At 42.0% G+C, this 20,454-nt stretch carries 23 protein-coding genes; 9 read left to right on the top strand and 14 right to left on the bottom strand.

Features of this window, described 5'->3' with window-relative positions; all coding sequences use genetic code 11:
• Positions 1-6: 6 nt before the first annotated feature.
• From ABFV83_RS03495 to ABFV83_RS03480, 4 genes are all read right to left on the bottom strand, one after another.
• Entirely contained in the window at positions 7-507 is a 501-nt protein-coding gene (locus ABFV83_RS03495; protein ID WP_349947553.1) for a GNAT family protein, read from the bottom strand.
• A gap of 70 nt (positions 508-577) precedes the next feature.
• On the bottom strand, positions 578-835 hold the full coding sequence (locus tag ABFV83_RS03490) for a DUF6506 family protein (protein ID WP_349948855.1): 258 nt from the start codon (positions 833-835) through the stop codon (positions 578-580).
• Between the two features lie 248 nt (positions 836-1,083).
• On the bottom strand, positions 1,084-1,842 hold the full coding sequence (locus tag ABFV83_RS03485) for a class I SAM-dependent methyltransferase (RefSeq protein WP_349947552.1): 759 nt from the start codon (positions 1,840-1,842) through the stop codon (positions 1,084-1,086).
• Between the two features lie 23 nt (positions 1,843-1,865).
• Positions 1,866-2,684: an effector binding domain-containing protein gene (locus ABFV83_RS03480; RefSeq protein ID WP_349947551.1), complete on the bottom strand. Its 819-nt coding sequence runs from the start codon at positions 2,682-2,684 to the stop codon at positions 1,866-1,868.
• Between the two features lie 294 nt (positions 2,685-2,978).
• Between ABFV83_RS03480 and ABFV83_RS03475 the strand changes: the two genes are divergently transcribed.
• The 5 genes from ABFV83_RS03475 to ABFV83_RS03455 all read left to right on the top strand — a co-directional run bounded on the left by ABFV83_RS03475 (position 2,979) and on the right by ABFV83_RS03455 (position 8,000).
• Positions 2,979-4,169, top strand: coding sequence for a coenzyme F420-0:L-glutamate ligase (locus ABFV83_RS03475; RefSeq protein WP_349947550.1), 1,191 nt, complete (start codon positions 2,979-2,981; stop codon positions 4,167-4,169).
• 261 nt (positions 4,170-4,430) lie between these two features.
• Positions 4,431-5,048 carry a TetR/AcrR family transcriptional regulator gene (locus tag ABFV83_RS03470; RefSeq protein ID WP_349947549.1) on the top strand — a complete coding sequence of 206 codons (618 nt, stop codon included), beginning with the start codon at positions 4,431-4,433 and terminating at the stop codon, positions 5,046-5,048.
• Positions 5,049-5,169: 121 nt separating this feature from the next.
• Positions 5,170-5,757 (top strand): MptD family putative ECF transporter S component, encoded by a 588-nt coding sequence (locus ABFV83_RS03465; protein WP_349947548.1) that lies wholly within the window; start codon positions 5,170-5,172, stop codon positions 5,755-5,757.
• Complete coding sequence (locus tag ABFV83_RS03460) at positions 5,757-6,488, top strand: energy-coupling factor transporter transmembrane component T (RefSeq protein WP_349947547.1); 732 nt, start codon at positions 5,757-5,759, stop codon at positions 6,486-6,488. Before ABFV83_RS03465 ends, ABFV83_RS03460 begins: the two co-directional genes overlap by 1 nt.
• Positions 6,489-6,500: 12 nt before the next feature.
• A complete protein-coding gene (locus ABFV83_RS03455; RefSeq protein WP_349947546.1) occupies positions 6,501-8,000 on the top strand; it encodes an energy-coupling factor ABC transporter ATP-binding protein in 1,500 nt (499 codons plus the stop codon).
• A gap of 323 nt (positions 8,001-8,323) precedes the next feature.
• On the opposite strand, the gene ABFV83_RS03450 is transcribed toward ABFV83_RS03455, so the two are convergent.
• The 4 genes from ABFV83_RS03450 to ABFV83_RS03435 form a co-directional block, all read right to left on the bottom strand.
• Positions 8,324-8,785, bottom strand: coding sequence for a GNAT family N-acetyltransferase (locus ABFV83_RS03450; RefSeq protein WP_349947545.1), 462 nt, complete (start codon positions 8,783-8,785; stop codon positions 8,324-8,326).
• Between the two features lie 464 nt (positions 8,786-9,249).
• On the bottom strand, positions 9,250-9,729 hold the full coding sequence (locus ABFV83_RS03445) for a flavodoxin (protein ID WP_349947544.1): 480 nt from the start codon (positions 9,727-9,729) through the stop codon (positions 9,250-9,252).
• Between the two features lie 164 nt (positions 9,730-9,893).
• Complete coding sequence (locus ABFV83_RS03440) at positions 9,894-10,457, bottom strand: PadR family transcriptional regulator (protein ID WP_349947543.1); 564 nt, start codon at positions 10,455-10,457, stop codon at positions 9,894-9,896.
• 175 nt (positions 10,458-10,632) lie between these two features.
• On the bottom strand, positions 10,633-11,388 hold the full coding sequence (locus ABFV83_RS03435) for a MerR family transcriptional regulator (RefSeq protein ID WP_349947542.1): 756 nt from the start codon (positions 11,386-11,388) through the stop codon (positions 10,633-10,635).
• 444 nt (positions 11,389-11,832) lie between these two features.
• On the opposite strand from ABFV83_RS03435, the gene ABFV83_RS03430 reads away from it, so the two are divergent.
• The gene (locus ABFV83_RS03430) at positions 11,833-12,663 is read left to right on the top strand and encodes a class I SAM-dependent methyltransferase (RefSeq protein ID WP_349947541.1); all 831 of its coding nucleotides are present in this window, start codon (positions 11,833-11,835) and stop codon (positions 12,661-12,663) included.
• A 115-nt stretch (positions 12,664-12,778) separates the two neighbouring features.
• Here ABFV83_RS03430 and ABFV83_RS03425 read toward each other — a convergent pair whose 3' ends face one another.
• The 3 genes from ABFV83_RS03425 to ABFV83_RS03415 form a co-directional block, all read right to left on the bottom strand.
• Positions 12,779-13,693: an aldo/keto reductase gene (locus tag ABFV83_RS03425; protein WP_349947540.1), complete on the bottom strand. Its 915-nt coding sequence runs from the start codon at positions 13,691-13,693 to the stop codon at positions 12,779-12,781.
• A gap of 147 nt (positions 13,694-13,840) precedes the next feature.
• Entirely contained in the window at positions 13,841-15,019 is a 1,179-nt protein-coding gene (locus tag ABFV83_RS03420) for an iron-containing alcohol dehydrogenase (RefSeq protein ID WP_349947539.1), read from the bottom strand.
• 47 nt (positions 15,020-15,066) lie between these two features.
• Positions 15,067-15,228 carry a hypothetical protein gene (locus ABFV83_RS03415; RefSeq protein ID WP_349947538.1) on the bottom strand — a complete coding sequence of 54 codons (162 nt, stop codon included), beginning with the start codon at positions 15,226-15,228 and terminating at the stop codon, positions 15,067-15,069.
• Between the two features lie 156 nt (positions 15,229-15,384).
• On the opposite strand from ABFV83_RS03415, the gene ABFV83_RS03410 reads away from it, so the two are divergent.
• The gene (locus tag ABFV83_RS03410; RefSeq protein ID WP_349947537.1) at positions 15,385-15,771 is read left to right on the top strand and encodes a MerR family transcriptional regulator; all 387 of its coding nucleotides are present in this window, start codon (positions 15,385-15,387) and stop codon (positions 15,769-15,771) included.
• Positions 15,772-15,897: 126 nt separating this feature from the next.
• Here ABFV83_RS03410 and ABFV83_RS03405 read toward each other — a convergent pair whose 3' ends face one another.
• Positions 15,898-16,044: a hypothetical protein gene (locus tag ABFV83_RS03405; RefSeq protein ID WP_349947536.1), complete on the bottom strand. Its 147-nt coding sequence runs from the start codon at positions 16,042-16,044 to the stop codon at positions 15,898-15,900.
• A 356-nt stretch (positions 16,045-16,400) separates the two neighbouring features.
• Between ABFV83_RS03405 and ABFV83_RS03400 the strand changes: the two genes are divergently transcribed.
• Positions 16,401-16,550, top strand: coding sequence for a hypothetical protein (locus ABFV83_RS03400; RefSeq protein ID WP_349947535.1), 150 nt, complete (start codon positions 16,401-16,403; stop codon positions 16,548-16,550).
• A gap of 30 nt (positions 16,551-16,580) precedes the next feature.
• Positions 16,581-16,820, top strand: coding sequence for a hypothetical protein (locus ABFV83_RS03395; RefSeq protein ID WP_349947534.1), 240 nt, complete (start codon positions 16,581-16,583; stop codon positions 16,818-16,820).
• A 143-nt stretch (positions 16,821-16,963) separates the two neighbouring features.
• Here the strand turns inward: ABFV83_RS03395 and ABFV83_RS03390 are convergent, their stop codons facing one another.
• Complete coding sequence (locus ABFV83_RS03390) at positions 16,964-17,971, bottom strand: metallophosphoesterase (RefSeq protein WP_349947533.1); 1,008 nt, start codon at positions 17,969-17,971, stop codon at positions 16,964-16,966.
• Positions 17,972-18,005: 34 nt separating this feature from the next.
• Entirely contained in the window at positions 18,006-20,438 is a 2,433-nt protein-coding gene (locus tag ABFV83_RS03385) for a hypothetical protein (RefSeq protein WP_349947532.1), read from the bottom strand.
• Between the last annotated feature and the right edge of the window lie 16 nt (positions 20,439-20,454).

The following is a 20,454-nucleotide window of genomic DNA, read 5'->3' as shown; positions in this document are numbered from 1 at the left end:
CGTTGCTTATAATAGTTTAGCCATATAATATTCGTCTACATATGTTCCATCCACAATCATGGAATTTTTCTTTATTCCTTCAACTGTAAATCCATTTTTTTCGTAAAGGTGTTTCGCAGCATCATTGTTACACATTACCGTTAATTGAAGTCTGGTGACCCCTTTCTCATTGGCCCACTTATCAAGCTGCTTGAAAAATGAGGTACCGATCCCCTGCCGTTGATAGGATGCACGAATCCCAACAACGATATAAGCAGAATGTTTTACCCTTCTTAAAATGCCTTTTTGTGCAGATATATATCCAACAATTTCATGATCTGCTTCGGCAGCTAAAAACAGATTATCCTCTGTTATGGCATCATTGATGGTGGATTTTATTCTATCTATATTTTTCTTTCGTTCATTTGGCTCGTACATCATAAATTTCGTCTCAGCATCAAGTGCGGACATCATTTGCCAAAGGGATTCTGCGTCCTTTGCTTCAATCGGTCTGATGATAACATTCATAAAGCTTTACACCTCCTGTTTTGTTATTGCACATTGCGTTCCTACAGATACCCTTACCACAGCCTCCGTTTCATGAACCAAAGCTTGAAAAGAAATCAGAAAACAACTGATCCTGTTCAGGCTTATGGGTAACATAGCCTATTGCGATTTTATTGTTTGTCAGTTCTATTAATTTTTGCGCGCCTTCTTCACCAAAGGCTCCGCATAATTCAACTGCTCCAACACCTTCACTTTCTAAGAAAGTAATTTTATCGCATGCCTCTTTAAAATTTCCAACTGTAAAAACATAGCTGATTTGTTTCTCTGTTTCAAAACAAGCCTGAAAGATATCATCTTGATATCTCCCAGGCTTTCATCCTTCCGCACCCAATTATAAAAATGTGAGTTCTCACCTGGTCATAGACCGGTTAACATTTTAAACTGGTTATTATTATATATTTTCTTAGGTTATTCGTCAATATTCTTTGGATATAGTTCTGGCAAACACCCTTTTATAAGGCATATTCTTCATTGTTTATTCTTTAACAATCAGTCTCTTTGTTTCCAACACAACTTTTATTTATAATCCGTTTATTTTTATTTAGCAACTGCAGCCTCAAAAGTGATGATTTCTTCGGAAGCTGATGGATATGTTCCCAATTTATAATCAGAAGAAATCACAATATCTTTAAATCCAATGCTTTCAAGTACTAATCGAAACTCTTCTACTCCATACCACCGTAACGGAAAACACTCTAATTCCGTCTGTACAAGGGTACCCTCACGCCACTTTTCATATCGTCCATGGGAAATTGTATATTGATTGATATAATCAACCTCTACAATTTTATTTTCTAATGTAATGATGTCTCCACTGGGGCACTCCCAGGTTCTTGTGGAAACAATCTCTGTTGAGATATCCTTTTGCAAAAAGATATCAACGATTAAACGGCCGCCGTCGGATAGATGCTCATAAAAGTTTTGTAACGCTTTTATGGAGTCTTCCCTTTTATATAATAACAGAAATGTTCCCGTCGGCACAATAATAGCCCCATATTTTGTATCCAGTGAAAAAGATTCCATCTTTGCCTCAAAAAGTTTAGGATTCAGGCCCCTTTTTTTACAGTTCTCATGACAGATACGCAGCATATCCTTTGAACTGTCAAAGCCTTCAACATGGAAGCCTTTTTCCAAAAGAGGAATCAATATGCGTCCGGTTCCGGTTGCAGGTTCAAGAACCGGCCCCCTACACGACTTTAACCTATCCGCATAAAATTCTATATCTCCAAAAGATCGGCCCACAGGCTTATCCATATCATACACTTCTGAAGACAATCTTCCATAATAGCTTAACATTCTTTATCACCTTTCCTTCCTGATTATTCTGTTATTATATTTTTAACAGGGATATAAATATCCATGACCGTATCCTGCCTATGATGACAGCGTTCATCGTAGAATTCAAAATCAAGTTTCCTTTCATCGTAAACATAACCGCTGTCTCTAAACCAATCTTCAAAAATATATTTCCACGTTCCTGCGATAACCTTTGCAAATTCCTTCTGCTCCCAATCACCGGTAGTATCCACAGGATTGGTTGTAAAAACAGCGTACTCGGCACTTGGAATTTCTACTGTCAGCATATCTTCCCCGGCATTTGAAAAATCATCTACAATCACACCCAACAGATAGATTGCTTTGCCATCTTCTGATAAAGGAACATACACCCCCACTTCCCCGTGCTTTGCAGGATTTAAAATTTTGTACATTTTACTTTCTAAATTTTCACCGTTATAGTTGCTCCAGAAAGAAGCAATATCCTTTGTATAAGCTGCTCCGGTAATATCCGTTTTAATTCCATAGCCTGCAACCTTAAATCCAGGTTTTTTTACAATAACAGGACCCCCGCCTTTTGCATCAGAATATCCTGACCTCCGTTCCACATACTGTGTGGGAGTATAGCCAAACGCTTTACGGAAAGCTTTTGTAAAGCCGCTGGAGGTCTCAAACCCATAATCCACAGCAACATCAACGACTTTCCTTCCCTTAAATAGTTCCGTGGCTGCTAAGGACAACCTGCGCTCTCGTATATATTCCATGACAGATACACCCATGCACAGATTGAAAACCCTGCAAAAATGGTAAAGAGAGTATCCGGATTGATTCGCAATTTCTTCTATAGTAATATTTTCTTTCATATGGTCTTCCATGAACTGAATACTTTTTTCTATATGTTCTCTGTAATTCAATGCTTAACCCTACCTGACATTTATTTGATCATGATTTTATTATAGCATTAATTTTTAAAGAAAGATGTTCCTGCATTGCTGAATATCAATATAGATTCGATTAATAATCACAACTAATATAAGTAGAAGTTATGTTATATATAAAAAGCATTAAGTTTACCAATACCAATTATCATGTTATAATAAAGTGAATTAAATACATCCCATCAGTATTTGTCATGGGTTTAAAGGAGAATCATGCATATGGAAAGATTAATAGGAACTGTTTCAAGAGGTGTACGTGCTCCCATTATCCGGCAGGGAGACGACATTGCTGAAATAGTTATTTCAAGTGTAATTAATGCAGCAAAAAGTGAAAATTTTGAATTGCGTGACCGAGATGTTGTCGCTGCTACCGAGGCCATTGTTGCCCGCGCTCAGGGAAACTATGCTACTGTTGATCAAATAGCTGCTGATATTAAAAATAAATTCGGTAATGAAACCATTGGTATTGTATTCCCTATTTTAAGCCGTAACCGTTTTTCCATTTGTCTTAAGGGCATTGCAAGAGGGGCTAAAAAGATCGTGATCATGTTAAGCTATCCTTCCGATGAGGTAGGCAATCACCTGATCGATCTTGATGCTTTGGATGAAAAGGGCATTAATCCCTGGACTGATATTTTAACAGAGGCACAATACCGTGAACTTTTTGGCTACCGTAAGCACACCTTTACCGGAGTTGATTATATTGAATACTATAAGGAGCTTATCCAAAAGGAAGGCTGCGAGGTAGAAGTTATTCTTGCAAATGACTGCCGGACAATCTTAAATTATACAAAGCATGTTCTTAGCTGCGATATTCATACCCGTTTTAGAACAAAACGTTTATTAAAAGCTGCCAATGCAGAGACCGTGTTTGGTCTTGATGATATCTTAACCGCATCTGTTGATGGCAGTGGATACAATGAAAATTATGGCTTGCTTGGCAGCAATAAAGCGACCGAAGACACTGTTAAGCTGTTCCCCCGCAATTGCGACCCAATTGTTAAAAGGATTCAGGATGGCCTTCTTGAAAGGACTGGAAGGCATATTGAAGTTATGATTTATGGTGACGGCGCTTTCAAAGATCCTATGGGTAAAATTTGGGAATTGGCTGATCCGGTGGTTTCTCCGGCATATACAGAAGGTCTGGAAGGCCAGCCCAATGAAGTGAAATTAAAATATCTTGCTGATAACGATTTTGCTGATTTAAGCGGAGCGGAATTAAAGGCTGCCATTTCAAATTATATTCAGAGCAAGGACAACAATTTAGTCGGCAGCATGGTATCTCAGGGAACTACCCCCCGCCGCTTAACTGACTTAATCGGCTCCCTCTGTGACCTTACTTCCGGAAGCGGTGACAAAGGAACACCTATCGTATTAGTGCAGGGCTACTTCGATAATTACACCAAATAAATCAAAAGGCAGTGGCTCAATGCCCCGGTCTAATATGGATATTTTTAGTTTTTGAGATTTGCCGCAGGATTTTACGTCCTGCGGCTTTTCTTTTGCCTTATACCCTGCCCCAATCACTAGGTTCTTTTGTTTTCATAATGAGTCTCCTTACCATGCTTCAAAAAATGCAGACGCGGTATTGCATTTTGATTCGTGTCGTGATAAAATTTAAATTACGCTGTAATATTACACTGTAATTTAACATAAGTGAGGTGATAGAACATGTCAAGGGACTTTCAGCAAACTCACGAAAATCTATTGGTTTGTGCAAAGAAACACTTCTTAGAGTTTGGCTTTGAGCGAGCCAGCATCCGGGAGATCTGCAAAGATGCCCATGTGACCAACGGGGCTTTCTACAATCACTTCGCAGATAAGGAGGCGTTGTTCGGCGCTCTGGTAGACCCGGTCGTCCTGGCCGTTTCCAAAATCTATTCTGATTCTGTGGAAAAGCATTTTGAAATGGCAAGAACTGATGAGTTGAAACAACTGTGGAAATTATCAGAAGAAACGATTCTGGAAATTATTGAGTATATCTATACTCATTTTGATGTCTTTCAGTTGTTGCTGATGTGTTCAGATGGCACAAAATATGCGGATTTTTTGGACAATATGGTGCGTGCTGAAGTGCGGGAAACAAGGAAATTGGTTGATGAGCTAAAAGCAAGAGGTGTTCCAATCCATGACTTGGAGGAAGATGAGTGGCATATGCTGATTCACTCTTACTATTCTTCCATCGCTGAAGTCGTTATGCACAACTACCCAATGCCGGCAGCCCTTAAATACGCTCATACCTTAGCTGCATTTTTCAGTTCCGGCTGGCAAACCGTTTTGGGGATCTGATCCCCAAAATTTTTGGCCACAAGTTAGTTTATCCTAACTGTGTGATGTAACAGAAGTAATATCGGCTCTATTCTCCCCTTGCCAGGGATATAAATTTTTCAAAAGAGAGGACAAAATTAAAATGGAAAAAAGCAACAAACTTACAGGTAAGGATTTAATCAATGTCGGTATTTATACCGCAATGACCCTTGTAATATTCTTTGTTATTGGACTACTGACAGCTCTACCGGTAGTCTACCCGTTCCTGTTTATCATTTGGCCGGTTGTTTGTGGTATTCCAATGATGCTGTACTATACTAAAATCAAAAAAATTGGTATGTTGACCATCACCGGAATTATAAGTGGAATTTTCTTTTACCTTATTGGCTACGGTTGGATTGGCTTGGTTGGCTGGATTTTGGGCGGCATTCTAAGCGATCTTGTTCTGAAAGCCGGTCACTATCAGAGCTTTAAGGTTACCGCACTGAGCTATGCGTGCTTTTGTCTTGGAATCATGGGCTGCCCTGCTAACCTCTGGCTTGCCGGTGAGTCATATTGGGAGAACATTCACAGCTCTATGGGGGATCAGTATGCAAGTACCTTACAGTCGCTGATGCCCTCCTGGATGTTGTATGTAGGTTTTGCGCTGTTGTTTGTGGGCGGTATCCTGGGCGCATTACTTGGACGCAAAATGCTGAAAAAGCATTTTGAGAGAGCTGGGATTGTCTGATGGAACAGCTTCAAGCAGTTGCAAGCACAAAAAAAGGCCTTTACCTTGATCCCCGGACGAAGCTGCTGCTGATGGCCGTCGTTGCTACCGCTGAATTTTTGTATAATCATACCGCCTTTATGATTGCGGTGGCATTAATTCCTTTTGTGCTTTTACTTACAAACCGGCAGTATAAGACCGCTATTACCTTTTTTGTCCTGTTCACTACGGGACTGGTGGTGCAGGCGGTTCAAAATAACATCCAATTTCCTATGGTCATCAATATGATCATTGTGCTTCTGGTTGGACTGGTTCTACGGCTATTTCCTGCCTTTATGATGGGGGCGTATTTCATAAAATCCACCACAGCCAGCGAATGCGTTGCATCGCTGGGCCGGATGCACATCGGACGGCAGATTACCATTCCACTGTCTGTTCTGTTCCGTTTTATCCCCACCATGCAGGAAGAATCCGCAGCCATCAAGGATGCCATGCGAATGCGGGAGGTACAGTTTGGCACTCAAAAATTCTGGAATAACCCAACTGCCCTAATCGAGTACCGCTTTATCCCGCTGATGATTTCTGTAGTTAAAATAGGAGAAGATCTTTCAGCGGCAGCATTGACGCGTGGGCTGGACAATCCGGTAAAACGGACAAACATCACAAAAATCGGCTTTACACTCTGGGATGTACTTACCCTATTGATGGTTGCTGTTATGTTGTTTCTCACATTTTTTGTAATCAAGTGGTAAGGAGGCCAGAAGATGATAGAACTAAAGAATGTTTCTTTTACATACGAAAATGGAGAATCTGGAAACAGCCTCCAAAATATCGACTTGACGGTCAAGGACGGGGAAACAATCCTGCTCTGCGGGGAATCCGGCTGCGGTAAAACGACCCTGACCCGGCTGGTAAACGGGTTAATTCCACATTACTACCAGGGAAACCTAATCGGGGAAGTGCTGCTGGATGGACAGGAATTAAAAGAATATCCTCTGTATGAAATTGCCAAGCGGGTGGGGTCGGTATTTCAAAATCCCCGGACCCAGTTTTACAATGTGGAGACTACCAATGAAATCGTGTTCGGCTGCGAGAACATGGCTTTGCCAGTTTCGGATATGCTAAAGAGGCTGAAAGAAACCACGAGAAACCTCAAGCTGGAGAAACTATTAGATCGGAGCCTGTTTGCCCTTTCCGGTGGCGAAAAGCAAAAAATCGCTTGTGCATCAGCAGACACAATTCACCCTGAAATTTTTGTTTTGGATGAACCATCTTCCAATTTGGATATTGGTGCCATAGAAGATTTAATTGGTGTTATTCAGCATTGGCAAGCTAAGAAAAAGACGATCATCGTGGCAGAACACCGCCTATATTACCTTGTCCCATATGCTGACCGCATTATTTACATGAAACATGGGACCATCTGCCGGGAGTTCACCCGGCAGGAACTCCAGACATTAAGACCAGAGGAATTGCAGGCGATGGGGCTGCGGGCGCTTGATCCATTTCACCTTCAACCTGAAGCTGCTGCAAAACCAGATGCGCCAACTCTGCTCATCAGGAATTTCTTTTTTACTTATGAAAAGCATAGCCCTGCTAATGTAGATATTCCCGCTTTAATCCTGCCCCAAGGCGAGATTATCGGCATCATTGGGAACAACGGTGCGGGCAAATCAACCTTTGCCCGGTGCTTATGCGGCCTGGATAAAAAGGCGAAAGGAACTCTGGAACTAAACGGCACTGTGTATGACAGGAAAAAGCGCCTCCATGCTTCCTATATGGTTATGCAGGATGTGAACCACCAACTGTTCACAGAGGATGTGCTGGACGAACTGTTGTTGAGCATGGATGGTAAAGATGAGGAAAGGGACACTGCACAAGCCAATAAGATTTTATCCAGTCTCGATTTGCTGGATAAAGTAAAGCTGCATCCTATGTCTTTGTCTGGCGGTGAAAAACAGCGGGTAGCTATTGGCAGTGCCATCGCCTCCAGCAAAGAAGTTATGGTGTTTGACGAGCCTACCAGCGGCCTTGATTATCGGCACATGATTGAGGTTTCCGAAAATCTGAATCGCTTGAAAGCAATGGGGAAAAGTCTGTTTTTGATTACCCATGATCCGGAACTGATTTATAAATGTTGTACCTATTTGTTGTTTATTGAGAATGGCAAGGTGCTGTGGCACCGGACCATGGATCATGAAGCGGTTACACTTTTGCAAACCTTCTTTTCCCATGAAGCTAACCCGCCGCTCCCGCCCGTCTAAACAAGGAGAACGCCAGACACTTGACTGTGGCCGGCGTTCTTTGTTTCTCTACCGATTAATTGGTCTGTAACAAATATCATCTGCAATCATCTGTGCATGCGGTTTCTGTTCAAACAGGTAGTTCGGATTTTGCTTTGGCATACGCCATTGCTTCCTTACCGGTTATATGTTCAATGTCAATAGCAATAATATAAGCATGTGTGCATCCGGCTATTTCCTTGTTCCCGGCATCTTCCGGCTGATCGCCTGAATACTTACTTACAATCGTATCTTCATCAAATACCGAAAAAGATACCTTTGGATATTTTGTGATCGCATCAACTTTATGCCCGGCCTTTGCTGAATGGAAATGGGGTCATAGTAAGGGGCTCCCATGCCATCGTAAGCTCACTTTCTTTTGTTTCCTCTTCAATCTGCTCTGTCAGGACCGCGAATCCCTCTCTCAAATAAAATCTGACTGCCCGCTCATTTCTTTTATAAACATTTAAAAAAAGTCTGTTATGTCTCTCTTTGGCATAACCAAGCAGTTCACTGCCAATTCCTTTGGATTGATATTTGGCATCTACAAAAATCCCCTCAATGTAATCTCCATTCATTCCAAGGAACCCCTGGATCTGATCATTGGAATCATACACATAAACGGTTGCCTGAGGCAGAATTTTCCCTACTGCAGCATAGCTGTTTATCCAATAGCTGCTGTCAATGAAATGATGGGCATTGATATTGGTATTAAGCCATATTTTCATAATTTGTCCGATATCGGTTTCTTTAAAATCTCTGATCATAATAAAATATGCTTTCTCCTTTTGATCAAAATAATTTATTTTAACAGTGTAATATTCTGAACAATAAAAAAGCAGGTAACTCTGTCACTTAGAGATATCTGCTTACTTATTTTACACTAACACAAAGAAACAAGCTTTGCTGGTTTCCCTGGTTATTGCGGCAGTCACCAGGTGAACATGGATTTATGTTCATCTGACTCATCGCCTGCGTAAATAAAACCTATAATTTTTTTCAATCAAATTAAAGGCAGCCTGAGCTTCATATATCCGCAAAATAAGTACAGCAAAAAAACCCTCGTGATATGAGAGCTAAATTTTATTGTTCATTATCTTAGCGAATAGACGACATCAAGCCACCTCCCTTTCCATAATTAAGATCAGCATAACGAATTTTTCTAAACTTTGCAAGATATTTTTTGTCACAGGATCCGTCAGATCTATGGCGGGCAGCAGCGCATGGTTTATCAGATGGCCAGGTTTTGAGACCATTTCACTGCTTTAGACAAGTTCTCCTCTAAGCTTTTCTTAGGTTCTACAAAATCTATTTCACTGAGGAACTCATTCCCGGAAAGCTCTTTCTTTAGTTTTGTAAAGCACTTTTGAGCTCCGCCTCCTCCATGGCTGGCAAACAGCGCGATCCGTTTGCCCTGGATTTTATATTGGCTGATCAGGCTTTTTATCGGCGGCGTAAACGACCCGGCCCAGATAGGGGTGCCGATTATAATCGTATCATACTTGTTTAAATCAATGGGTTTATTTATCAGTTTTGGCTTCTCACCAAAAATAACGCTCTTTCCTCCCCAGAAGTACTTTCCAAATCCTTCTGCCGGATAGTTCTTGCTTATTCTTAACTCCGTAATGTCGGCGCCTGTTGTTTCTGCAATCTTTTCTGCAATGAATTTCGTGCTCCCGGTAAACGAAAAATATACAACCAGAGTGCTCATAGCTATTCTCCTTATATAATAAGTTTATAACCAGGAAATATTGGTTATAGGCTTATTCTTCTTGTGATATAGATGAATGGGCAGCTTCATGAGGTACAACTTTCTCCCTTATCTCATCTATGCGGTTAATAGTTACCTATCAAATAAAATTTAAAATTGTCCTGTTATTTATCATCTTCTTTCTCATTTATAATTTTCTTTGCCTCAACAGCCCAATCCCTCATTGCAGAATAAATGTAAACGCCGCAAAGTGCGGTCAGCCGGCTGTAGGAACAGTCAATATCCTGCTCCTTTAGCTGCCCGCAAAGTTCAATATAGCCGTTCATTTCTTTGACCAGCTTATCATTCCTTCTGATAAAATTGTCCAGATGACCAAGCAGCACCTCTGGTTCTGTGTTCTCACCAAAGGAAACCTTGAGCAATAATTCGTACCTTATCTTCTCGATCTCCGGCTCTTCCCGGAGCCAATCAGAAAGCTCTTTCCTGCCTGCGTCAGTGATGCTGTATAGGATCTGTCCACGCCCATTACCAGTCTGCGTATTCTTAGAGGTGACGGCGAGCCCCTCAGCCACCAGTTTCTTGAGAGTCGGATAGATCTGACCGTAGCTCTCCTGCCAGAAATGGCTGTATTCGTTCTCTATCCATTTCTTAATGGTATAACCGGTCTGAGGCATGCGTGCAAGCATACCCAGCATTACATATTTTGATTTTCCTGTATTTTCTTTCATCTGTACACCTTCTGTCTGCTTAACATATTATAATAATATATCATTATGATATGTTGTGTCAAGACTTTTTGATTGTAAAAATTTATTGCTGTTCTCTAATCAGCCTCCAGTCAACTGAAAAAGCCCACTTGCAGAAAAGCAAGTGAGCTTTTTATCCTTCAGACATCACATAGAATTATTTGCAGTATATTTCTACCGCATCCCGCAGAAATACTGCACAGCCAGGTGCGATCTTATCGTAATAAGCAGTAAAGCGCGGATCATCTACATACATCTGGGTTACGCCTTTATGGGCTTCTTCGCTGTAAGCCTCCCAATAAAAGCAGAGCCATTTTTTATGCAGCCCGCAGGCTTTCTGCGCCAATTCGTCGGCAGGGTCGCCTTGCTCAATAGCTGCCTTTAATGTTTGATTCAAATCTTCTGTCAGCTCTTCCAATTCAATATACTGTTCCTTGCTCATGTTTAAAACCCTGGTGTTGGAGCGGTCAATGGTTTCATCCCCGTATTTTGCCCGGGCCTCCTCTCCATATTGACGCTCGTTATTGTCTACCAGTTTTTGAAGAAAGCCTTCAAACTTCTCCTGATCACTCATTATCATTTCTCCTTTCATGGTCTTGATGGTCTTCTCGACATTGGCGACCAGCAAATTTAATTGCTCCCGCCTGGCAAGCAGGGCAGATAAATGGCTCTCCAGCGCCAAAAGCCCGTCAAAATCCTTTGAAGCAAGAATATTTCGGATTTCTTCCAGCGATACGCCCAATTCACGGTAAAAAAGGATTTGCTGCAGCCGATCGATCTCCTTTTGTCCGTAAATCCGGTATCCATTGGAGCTGACACGGGCGGGGGAAAGCAATCCCAACTCATCATAATACCGCAGAGTTCTTGTACTGACACCCGCCAATTTCGCCAGCTTGTTGATGGTGTATTCCATCTTTTCACCCCCTTGCAAAAACAACTATAAACTATTACGCCGCGTTAATGTCAACCGTTTTATAAAAAAATTCCTATAAAAGATTCAGGCTGATGTTCAAACTTTCTTTACCTGGTTTAGTACCTCTTTGAGAGCCTATGCGTCTGACAGACACTGTTGACAAAATAGACTCTGCACTATAAAATGATAACATAAAATTTAACAGAAAAGGTGATGGAAGTCCGGCATATCTGATGCCACATAATCGGTGGCATGGATATAACTGGAAAAGAGTAGATAAAATCAATTCAACAGGTTTAAGAACAGGCTGTCTTCACAGTTTTGTTTTTGTGCCTGATTTTTGATTTTATTTTACTCTCTGCTTCTCTTCTATCTTAGGAAGATTAGTCGTAGAGTAAAATCTAGGGCTATTTCTTTTGCTCAATTTCGAAAGGAGATAACATTATGTTCAAAAGCTTAATTCCAATTTTAGAAAGGCCGCCACTATACACTAAAACAGAGGTTCCTTTTTGGGATGATGAACATATATCGAAACAAATGCTCAAAGCCCATCTAGATCCTATCTTTGAAGGTGCAAGCAGGAAGTTAGCGTTCATAGATAAATCTGCTGCTTGGATAAAAGGGATTGCACCTCCGTCAAGATACAGGCAGCTTCTTGACCTGGGCTGTGGTCCTGGAATATATGCTGAAAAATTTACACAAATGGGCTATCAGGTGACGGGAATTGATTTTTCCAAACGATCTATAAATTACGCCATTGAGTCTGCGAAAAAAAGAGATTTAGATATTCGATACTTGTATCAAAATTATTTAAACATGAATTTAAATAGTAAATATGATTTTTCGATAATGATTTATTGTGACTACGGTGCGCTGTCAACAGTAGATAGGCAAATTGTAATGACTACGGTATATCATCATCTAAAATCCGGGGGAAGGTTCTTATTGGATGTCTTTTCAATGGTTAAGTATAACAATTTTGACGAAAAACAAACATGGGAGATTTGTCAAAACGGCGGATTTTGGCGTAAAGAAAAATATATTGCATTTAACGGCTGCTATAAGTATCCGGATAATGTAACATTAGAACAAACTTCTATTGTTTATGATGCAGGGGCTATCTCTTACTATTTATGGAATACCTACTTTACCAGGGAAGCACTGATTAAAGAAGCAATAAATGCAGGTTTTAAAGTATGTGAAGTGTTTGGAGATGTTGCAGGCAGCACTTATCATACAGATAACACAACTATTTCTATACTGCTGGAAAAATAATATCCTATCCCATCATTTCTTAAGCGGCACCCTGCCGAGCAAAAAAACTGTGAATCGGCAGGGTGATTTATGAATGGCGGCCTGAAGATAACCGCATATATATGCATCTGTTTGCTTAAGGTAAAATATTCCCGGCACTAAGATAAATCCCGTACCATTCCTCCCGGGTCAACTGAATATCAACAGCCTTGGCACAATCTTTTAAACGCTCTATATTCATGGTCCCGGTCACAGGCTGCATATGGGCTGGATGGCGCAGCAGCCACGCCATTGCGATGGTCGTATTGCTAACCTCATAGTTAGCGGCTATTTCATCAATCTTGGCATTGAGTTTTGGGAACTTTTCATTGCCCAGGAATACACCCTCAAAAAATCCGTACTGGAACGGAGACCAGGGCTGAATGGTGATATCATTGATACGGCAGAAATCAATTATGCTGCCATCCCGGTTCACTGCCGGTTCATCAAGCATATTGACATGAAGCCCCTGGGAGATCATGTTGGCGTTAGTAATGCTTAACTGAAGCTGATTCGCGACAATCGGCTGTTTAACAAATTTCTTCAGCAGCTGTATCTGCATGGGGTTTTGGTTGGAAACGCCAAAATTACGCACCTTACCTGTGCTTTGCAGGATGTCAAAGGCCTGGGCAACCTCTTCCGGCTCCATCAGCGCATCCGGGCGATGGAGCAATAATGCATCCAGATAATCCGTTTTAAGCCTTTTTAAGCTGCCATCCACTGCTTCTAAAATATGCTTTTTAGAGAAATCGAAAGCAATCCCTGGACGGATACCGCATTTGGATTGCAGGAACATTTTTTCACGCACGGCAGCGTTCATTTGTACTGCATCTGCAAATATCTCCTCACAAACGCCGCCGCCATATATATCCGCATGATCAAAAAAATTAGTACCCATATCCAGTGCTGCCTTTACGAAACGCTCCGCTCCGGACTTATCCAGTTTATTGATGCGCATGCAGCCGACCGCAATCGACGGTACCTGCAAATTCCCTAACTTAACTGTTCTCATGACATTGAACCTCCTTAACAGATTTAAATTCTATAAAACAAATCCCACTATAACTATTACTTTGTCTGAAAATAACCGATAACCGCTTCGTCAGGACCGATCAAACACTCTCTTCCCGGGTCCTCACATATCATTTCAGACTTTTTTCTATTGCGCCAGTCTGTAAATCTCCAGCACATCCTGCCAGTACAGCTTTTTCAATCCGCCAATTGGCTGCTCATTTCCAAATGCAGCCCCTGTGGCCTTTTTGGCCATTAATTCAAGCTGGCCGGCGTCGATGCCAAGCTCTCCAAGGGTTGCCGGAAGCCCCATCTTGTTGAAAAACTCCCTCAGACGCAAAATGGCTTCCTGAATCATTGCATCCGGATCCCGGTAGCTGCCCTTCACACCCATGACATTGACTGCAAACTGCACGAACATGTTAGTATTGTCCTTATAAACATACTGCATCCACGCAGGTGTCAGCACGGCCAGACCGGCTCCGTGGGCCACGTCGTAGATGGCACTGAGCTCATGCTCCATGCCATGGCAGGCCCAGTCCTGTTCACGGCCCATACCCACTAAACCGTTATGGGCAACGGTACCTCCGAAACCCACCTCGCACCAGGCATTATAGTTTTGCGGATTTTCAAGGACAAGAGGGGCGTTCTTTATGATGGTTCTTAATACTGTTTCGCATAAGCCATCTGTTAAATCGGTATGCGTCGTATTGGTAAAATAGCGTTCAAAGACATGGCTCATCATGTCAGCCACACCATTGGCGATCTGATTCTTTGGCAGAGTATAGAACAATTCCGGATTCACAACACTGAGCAAAGGCCGAAGGTGGGGGCTGCCATAGCCGTATTTCAATTGTTTTTCCTCATTGGTGATCACGGTATCGCCGCTTGCTTCGCTTCCGGCTGCAGGAATGGTAAGAATCGTGGCTACCGGCAGCGCCTTTTTAATTGTTTTGCCCTGTTCATAAATCTCCCAGACATCACCATCATAATATACTCCCATTGCAATGGCCTTGGCAGAATCAATAACGCTTCCTCCGCCCACAGCCAGGACTAAATCCACCTTTTCTTCTCTGCACAGGGCAATTCCTTCCTGAACCAGGGAAAGACGGGGATTTGGCATCACGCCCCCAAGCTCTACATAAGAGAGTCCTCTCTCCTTCAGTGAAGTGATCACGGTATCATATAGCCCGCTCTTTTTGATGCTTCCTCCGCCGTAATGCAGCAGGACCTTGCCTGCATGGGGTTTTAAAAGCCTGCCAATCCGATTTTCCATACCTTTTCCAAAGAGTATACGTGCCGGTGAATAAAAGTCAAAATTAAGCATTTGTTTTCTTCCTTTCTATTGGGTTTCTTTTAACTTCGTTTTTTGCTTTACCATGTGGTCGTATCAGGATCAGCCGAATATCCGCATTTCAGAGCTTCCTTCACCGATGCAGCAGCCATATCTCCGTTATGTATCTGCCAAGTTCCAAAGCCAATGCATGGAATTTTAACACCGTCTGAAAGTTCATAATAATCTGTTAATGTTTTCACTATATTCTCCCCCAATCTGCAATTTGACAAACTGCTGCTTTGATAGTATATTGGTATCATAAACCTTAACCTTAACTCTAAGTCAATATGAAAATGCAATAATTTCACTATTTTAAACAATAACAGGCAATTCCAAAATAAGGAGAGGAAATCCACATGGGTTATACAATCAAGCAGGTATCGGAACGCACAAATCTAAGCGCACACGTACTGCGTTATTATGAAAAAGAAGGTCTTTTATTCAACATCAACAGAAGCAAAAGCGGTATCCGCAGTTATACCGAAGATGATCTGGAATGGCTGGGACTTATTTGCTGTCTTAAGAACACGGGCATGTCCTTAAAACAAATCAAGGAATTTGTGGAGCTAAGTGCAGAAGGCAGAGACACACTCAAACAGCGGTGCCATATTTTGATCGAACATAAAAAGAATGTGGAAGCCCAGATTCAGGAAATGAATAAACATCTTGAAAAGGTATCCCATAAAATTGACTATTATACAAAGCAGTATAATAAATATAACCATGACGAATCTCAGCAATGACCATGACATTTTTATAGCAAGAGCCTGCCCTTTTTATACGGGACAGGCTCTTGCAGTCTGAAAGACAGATTGGCATCGTATATAAGCGCCTTAGATTCTAAACTTGCGGCCGCTGATAACTATTCCCTATCTTTTTGGCATAAATGCTTTAGCTACTCCCGGAGTATAAGCAAGGCTTAGATCCTCTCTGGTAACTACAGAAATCTTAGACCTGATTTCAATTTTTCCTGCATGACGTTCATGTAATTTTAAGCTTTCTTCAAAATAATTCATTATGAATCCCCTTCCCTTTCAATACTTCCTTTGGTTGTTTTTGCTACAAACCGAGGATAACATAAACAAATTGTAATGAAAATATTATAAACATAAAGAAATCATAAAGTTCATATTGTATTTTCTGTTAAATAATAAACGTTTTTTGGGTGATTTCGTATATTTAAAATAATCGATATGGCCCGGTACATTTCTTTGCTGCACTCTACCGAAATAAGTTTTCATTCATGCCTCATCTGGACGTTTCTTAAGGCTTTCGCTGATTCAACCGGAATTTTGCCGGATGCAAAATCCAAAAGCGAATAATATCCATTTACCTGCAAATAATAATGCTATTAACATTAAGGAGAATAATTATGGCAAAAGATTCACAACTTGACCCAAAATCGGTCCGTAAGAAAAAAGCCAATGGAGGCCCTACCATGGCTGAGAGCGCATTAGATGGAGAAAGCCGAAATACGAAAAAGCAGTCCGGCAGCCGTCACAAACCCGGCAATGATAAATAATCTACTTTTTTATGCAAAGGAGCAAATGATATGAACCGTGACGAGCTCATCTCCCAGGTAAAAAATGAATATGCACGAATCGCCTCTGCTGAATCCCAACAGCATTTCCATCAGACCACAACCGAATTAACACCGGAAGCATACTATGAAAATCTGTTAAGCAAAGCCATCAGTGAAATCGGCAGAGGAACCTTTGACAATTTTAAGTCAGGGGAAGAAATAGTAAATGCTATTGCAAATGACAAGTCCTGGCTTTCTGATTGGAAGTAACTTTAACCGCAAATGAAAACCGCAGTCCTTCATAAGAGGATTGCGGTTTTCAATATAACATTAAAGCTATAAATGAAAAACCCCTGAAATGTAATCAAGGCAAGGTTCCGGCCTTTACGACAGTTCAGGGATTTTATCCCTTCTTAGTTATTATAATGAGTCGAATATGGATTTTTCTTAAAATCATAATTTTCAAGCGGTACCGGTCCCCTGACTACTGTCCTGTGAACACGCAAATCTCCATCTTCATTGGCGGCAATTCTCCAGTCAACCATTTGTATTTTACCATTAACAATTTCAATTCCATTAAGCCCACGAGTACGTATACAGCATCCAGTATTAAAGTATGGAAGGTCATTTGCTTTCGGAAACTTTGGTCTGTGAGTATGTCCGCAGATGAGCATCATTTTATTTTTTTCTATCCACCTGTCATAAACCTTTTCCACTTTATGCCTTTTATATAAATTGCGAGCCGGGCTGGTTGGATTACCGAATCCAACAATATGCAGATACCTCCAAAAATATCGAAGCAATAGCATAGAAAAAAACCATAACTGATCATTAATAATGTCACCCTGATGGCCATGGAGCACAAAAATCTTCTGCTTCGTTTCCTTATGCTTAAGAATAATAGCCTCCTTTGGCTTTAATCCCCTATATAGGTCCACTCGTATTTGATTGTATTCATCATAATACTGATAATAATTCTCTTTGATAAATCGCTTTGATTTTAAATAAATATTATGATTCCCATATAACATAATAAAGCGGCCTTCATCATAGAACTTTTTTATTACTGTAAAAACGTCACTATGGGCTAAACGAATAACACTAAAATTCTTGTATTCCCAAAGCTCGTCTCCATCCCCGACTTCTATATATTCATATCCTTCTTTATAATAGTAATTTAATGCATGCAAAAAAAGATTCTGATTTCTGGTGAATTCATCTGAAATGCTGTCATCACCCCTATGGATATCACTAAAAAATATATATTTTGAATTATCATCAAAATATACAGTATCAGCATTTTTATAAGCATGATTCAATCGTCTGTCAATCTTCATTTTACCTCCATTCCTATCAAACTTATAATCTATTACTGTAATTTTACCGTTAACTGCTGTCCGATTTTTCCATTCTTTTGCCATAGTACCCTGTTTCTCTTGAGCAGCAAACAAGGTACTATACGATAATCAGATGCTTTTCCCCATCATCCGAAAGCAAAACCCTGTTCCCCTCAATGGACCTGTCATCCACTGTGATCCCATCGGTTGTCAGGGGTCCCTTGCTTCTGCTTTCAACCCTGATTTCATAGAGGGACCTCCCATACTTATATTCAATGGAAAAATCGCCGAAGCTTGCCGGTGTGGCCGGATCAATGACCAGCTCATTCCCCTCCTTCCGGATACCCAGAAACCAGCTTAACAGCCCCTGGTACATCCAGCCTGCAGAACCGGTATACCAGCTCCAGCCGCCTCTTCCCGTATAGGGCGGGCTTAAGGATATATCCGCTGTCATTACATAGGGCTCCTTCTCGTACTTAAGCACATCCTTCCTGTTTTGCGTCACGTGAATCGGGTTAAGTATGGTGAACAGGGTCTGGGTCATGTGATAGTCACCGAGCATTGATGTGGCGATTGCCAGCCAGACCGCTGCATGGGTATACTGGCCTCCGTTTTCCCTCATGCCGGGGATATAATTTTTAATATAACCTGGGTTTTTGCTTGTCTTATTAAAGGGAGGCGTTAAAAGAAGGGAAAGAGCATCCTCTTCTCTTACCAGATAACGCCATGCTGACTGCATGGCTGTTTTTGCCCGCTCCTCTTTCGCCCCCTTTGATATCACGCTCCAGGACTGGCTGATGGAATCGATCCTGCATTCATCATTTTCCTTTGATCCCAGTTTGGAACCGTCATCGTAAAAGGCTCGAAGATACCACTCCCCATCCCAGGCGTGCTCTTCGATGCTTTGAAGCAGGTTTTCCCGTTTCTGCTCCAGCTCCCGGCCATAAGCTTCATCGCCTGCCTGACGGCACAAGGGAATGAAGTCACCCATTACAGTATACAAAAACCAGGCCAGCCAAACACTCTCCCCCTTTCCCATCATTCCTACCTCATTCATACCGTCATTCCAGTCGCCTCCGCCCATAAGGGGAAGTCCGTGTTCTCCGAAGCCGGTCCTGTCAATGGCTTTTTTGCAATGCTCATAAACCGTCTCGCAGATCTGGGATATTTCCGGGGTAAACATCACATCATGCTCATCCGGCTTTAGCACCGGACCCTTGATATAAGGGACCTGCTCTTTTAAAATCGTGGTATCTCCGGTGCTTTTTAGGTAGGCAGCAGTGCAATAAGGCAGCCACAGTAAATCATCGGATATTCTGGTCCTTACTCCGATCCCCATGGGAGGATGCCACCAATGCTGGACATCTCCTTCTTCAAACTGCCTGCTGCAGGCAATCATAATCTGCCTTCGCAGAATGCTTGAATCTGCAAAGAGAAGGGAAAGCGCATCCTGAAGCTGGTCCCGGTATCCATAAGCTCCGCCGCACTGATAAAAGCCTGCTCTTGCCTGAATGCGGCAGGACACGGTCTGATAGAGCAGCCAGCCATTGACAAGGATATCCACCGCCCTGTCCTTTGTCTTTACCTGTACCGTTCCCAATAATCCGTCCCAATAGCCTCTCACCCTGTCAAGCTCCTTATTAGAAGCGGCGGCCTCCCTGTATTTATTTCTGATCTTATATATCTCTTCAAGGCTGGTGCTCTGCCCCATCCCGAACAGCACCGTCTTGCTCTCTTGGGGCTGTAATGCAACGGATACCTGGATCGCTCCGCAGGGATCATAGCATACCCCCGTATTGCAGGATAGCTTGACCTCCGCTCCCCGGGGCTCCCGGACACTGCCCTTCTGCCCCAGAAACTCCTTCCTGTCGCCGGTATAACCGATTATGGTTTCACTGGAAAACAAATAGGAATAGGTGTTTTGAAAGTTCATGGTATAGATGTTCTTTGCATATAAACATTCATGCTCATTGTCGTAGGTGGTCAGAATATAAGGATTGGTCTGCTCCCCCTGGGTGCCCAGAACCCATTCCACATAATAGGTCAGGCTTAAATATTTCACTTTATCCGAACGGTTTGTTAGAGTAAGGCTCCATAGCTTCAATGACTCATCCAAAGGAGTAAAAACAGTCAGCTCCTGGTCAACCAGCGACTCCTCATGAAGGAACCTGCTGTAACCAAAACCATGCCTTACCCGGTAAGTGCCCCGGTCAGACCTTCCTAAAGACATGGGAGTCATTACCTCACCGGTCATTTCATCCAGAACATAGATAACCTCAGAAGCTCTGTCACTTACAGGGTCATTGGACCAGGGAGTCAGCTTATTCTCCCTGCTGTTGATACTCCAGGTAAAGCCGGCACCTGACTCCGATATCTGGAATCCAAAGTTCTTGTTTGAGACAACATTAATCCAGGGTACCGGCGGCCTGTTATTACCTTCCAGCAGAATTTCATATTCCCTGCCTTCACAGGCAAATGCCCCGAAGCCGTTAAAAAATTCATAATTCTCTGTTTCCTTCTCCTGTGTTGTTGGTGCATATGCTGTGTCCAAAGCCCTTCCTCCTTAA

The organism is Lacrimispora sp. BS-2, assembly GCF_040207125.1.
GTDB lineage: Bacteria > Bacillota > Clostridia > Lachnospirales > Lachnospiraceae > Lacrimispora.
The sequence above is the reverse complement of the archived record's forward strand: the minus strand, read 5'-3'. Positions and strand labels throughout refer to the sequence as shown.

Excerpts from the sequence above, each read along its gene's own strand:
- ABFV83_RS03470 (WP_349947549.1), top strand. The coding sequence starts at position 4,431 with ATGTCAAGGGACTTTCAGCAAACTCACGAAAATCTATTGGTTTGTGCA.
- ABFV83_RS03400 (WP_349947535.1), top strand. The coding sequence starts at position 16,401 with ATGGCAAAAGATTCACAACTTGACCCAAAATCGGTCCGTAAGAAAAAA.
- ABFV83_RS03435 (WP_349947542.1), bottom strand. The coding sequence starts at position 11,388 with ATGGAATACACCATCAACAAGCTGGCGAAATTGGCGGGTGTCAGTACA.
- ABFV83_RS03495 (WP_349947553.1), bottom strand. The coding sequence starts at position 507 with ATGAATGTTATCATCAGACCGATTGAAGCAAAGGACGCAGAATCCCTT.
- ABFV83_RS03445 (WP_349947544.1), bottom strand. The coding sequence starts at position 9,729 with ATGAGCACTCTGGTTGTATATTTTTCGTTTACCGGGAGCACGAAATTC.
- ABFV83_RS03485 (WP_349947552.1), bottom strand. The coding sequence starts at position 1,842 with ATGTTAAGCTATTATGGAAGATTGTCTTCAGAAGTGTATGATATGGAT.
- ABFV83_RS03425 (WP_349947540.1), bottom strand. The coding sequence starts at position 13,693 with ATGAGAACAGTTAAGTTAGGGAATTTGCAGGTACCGTCGATTGCGGTC.
- ABFV83_RS03480 (WP_349947551.1), bottom strand. The coding sequence starts at position 2,684 with ATGAAAGAAAATATTACTATAGAAGAAATTGCGAATCAATCCGGATAC.
- ABFV83_RS03420 (WP_349947539.1), bottom strand. The coding sequence starts at position 15,019 with ATGCTTAATTTTGACTTTTATTCACCGGCACGTATACTCTTTGGAAAA.
- ABFV83_RS03455 (WP_349947546.1), top strand. The coding sequence starts at position 6,501 with ATGATAGAACTAAAGAATGTTTCTTTTACATACGAAAATGGAGAATCT.
- ABFV83_RS03390 (WP_349947533.1), bottom strand. The coding sequence starts at position 17,971 with ATGGCAAAAGAATGGAAAAATCGGACAGCAGTTAACGGTAAAATTACA.
- ABFV83_RS03430 (WP_349947541.1), top strand. The coding sequence starts at position 11,833 with ATGTTCAAAAGCTTAATTCCAATTTTAGAAAGGCCGCCACTATACACT.
- ABFV83_RS03475 (WP_349947550.1), top strand. The coding sequence starts at position 2,979 with ATGGAAAGATTAATAGGAACTGTTTCAAGAGGTGTACGTGCTCCCATT.
- ABFV83_RS03450 (WP_349947545.1), bottom strand. The coding sequence starts at position 8,785 with ATGATCAGAGATTTTAAAGAAACCGATATCGGACAAATTATGAAAATA.
- ABFV83_RS03410 (WP_349947537.1), top strand. The coding sequence starts at position 15,385 with ATGGGTTATACAATCAAGCAGGTATCGGAACGCACAAATCTAAGCGCA.
- ABFV83_RS03405 (WP_349947536.1), bottom strand. The coding sequence starts at position 16,044 with ATGAATTATTTTGAAGAAAGCTTAAAATTACATGAACGTCATGCAGGA.
- ABFV83_RS03465 (WP_349947548.1), top strand. The coding sequence starts at position 5,170 with ATGGAAAAAAGCAACAAACTTACAGGTAAGGATTTAATCAATGTCGGT.
- ABFV83_RS03395 (WP_349947534.1), top strand. The coding sequence starts at position 16,581 with ATGAACCGTGACGAGCTCATCTCCCAGGTAAAAAATGAATATGCACGA.
- ABFV83_RS03460 (WP_349947547.1), top strand. The coding sequence starts at position 5,757 with ATGGAACAGCTTCAAGCAGTTGCAAGCACAAAAAAAGGCCTTTACCTT.
- ABFV83_RS03440 (WP_349947543.1), bottom strand. The coding sequence starts at position 10,457 with ATGAAAGAAAATACAGGAAAATCAAAATATGTAATGCTGGGTATGCTT.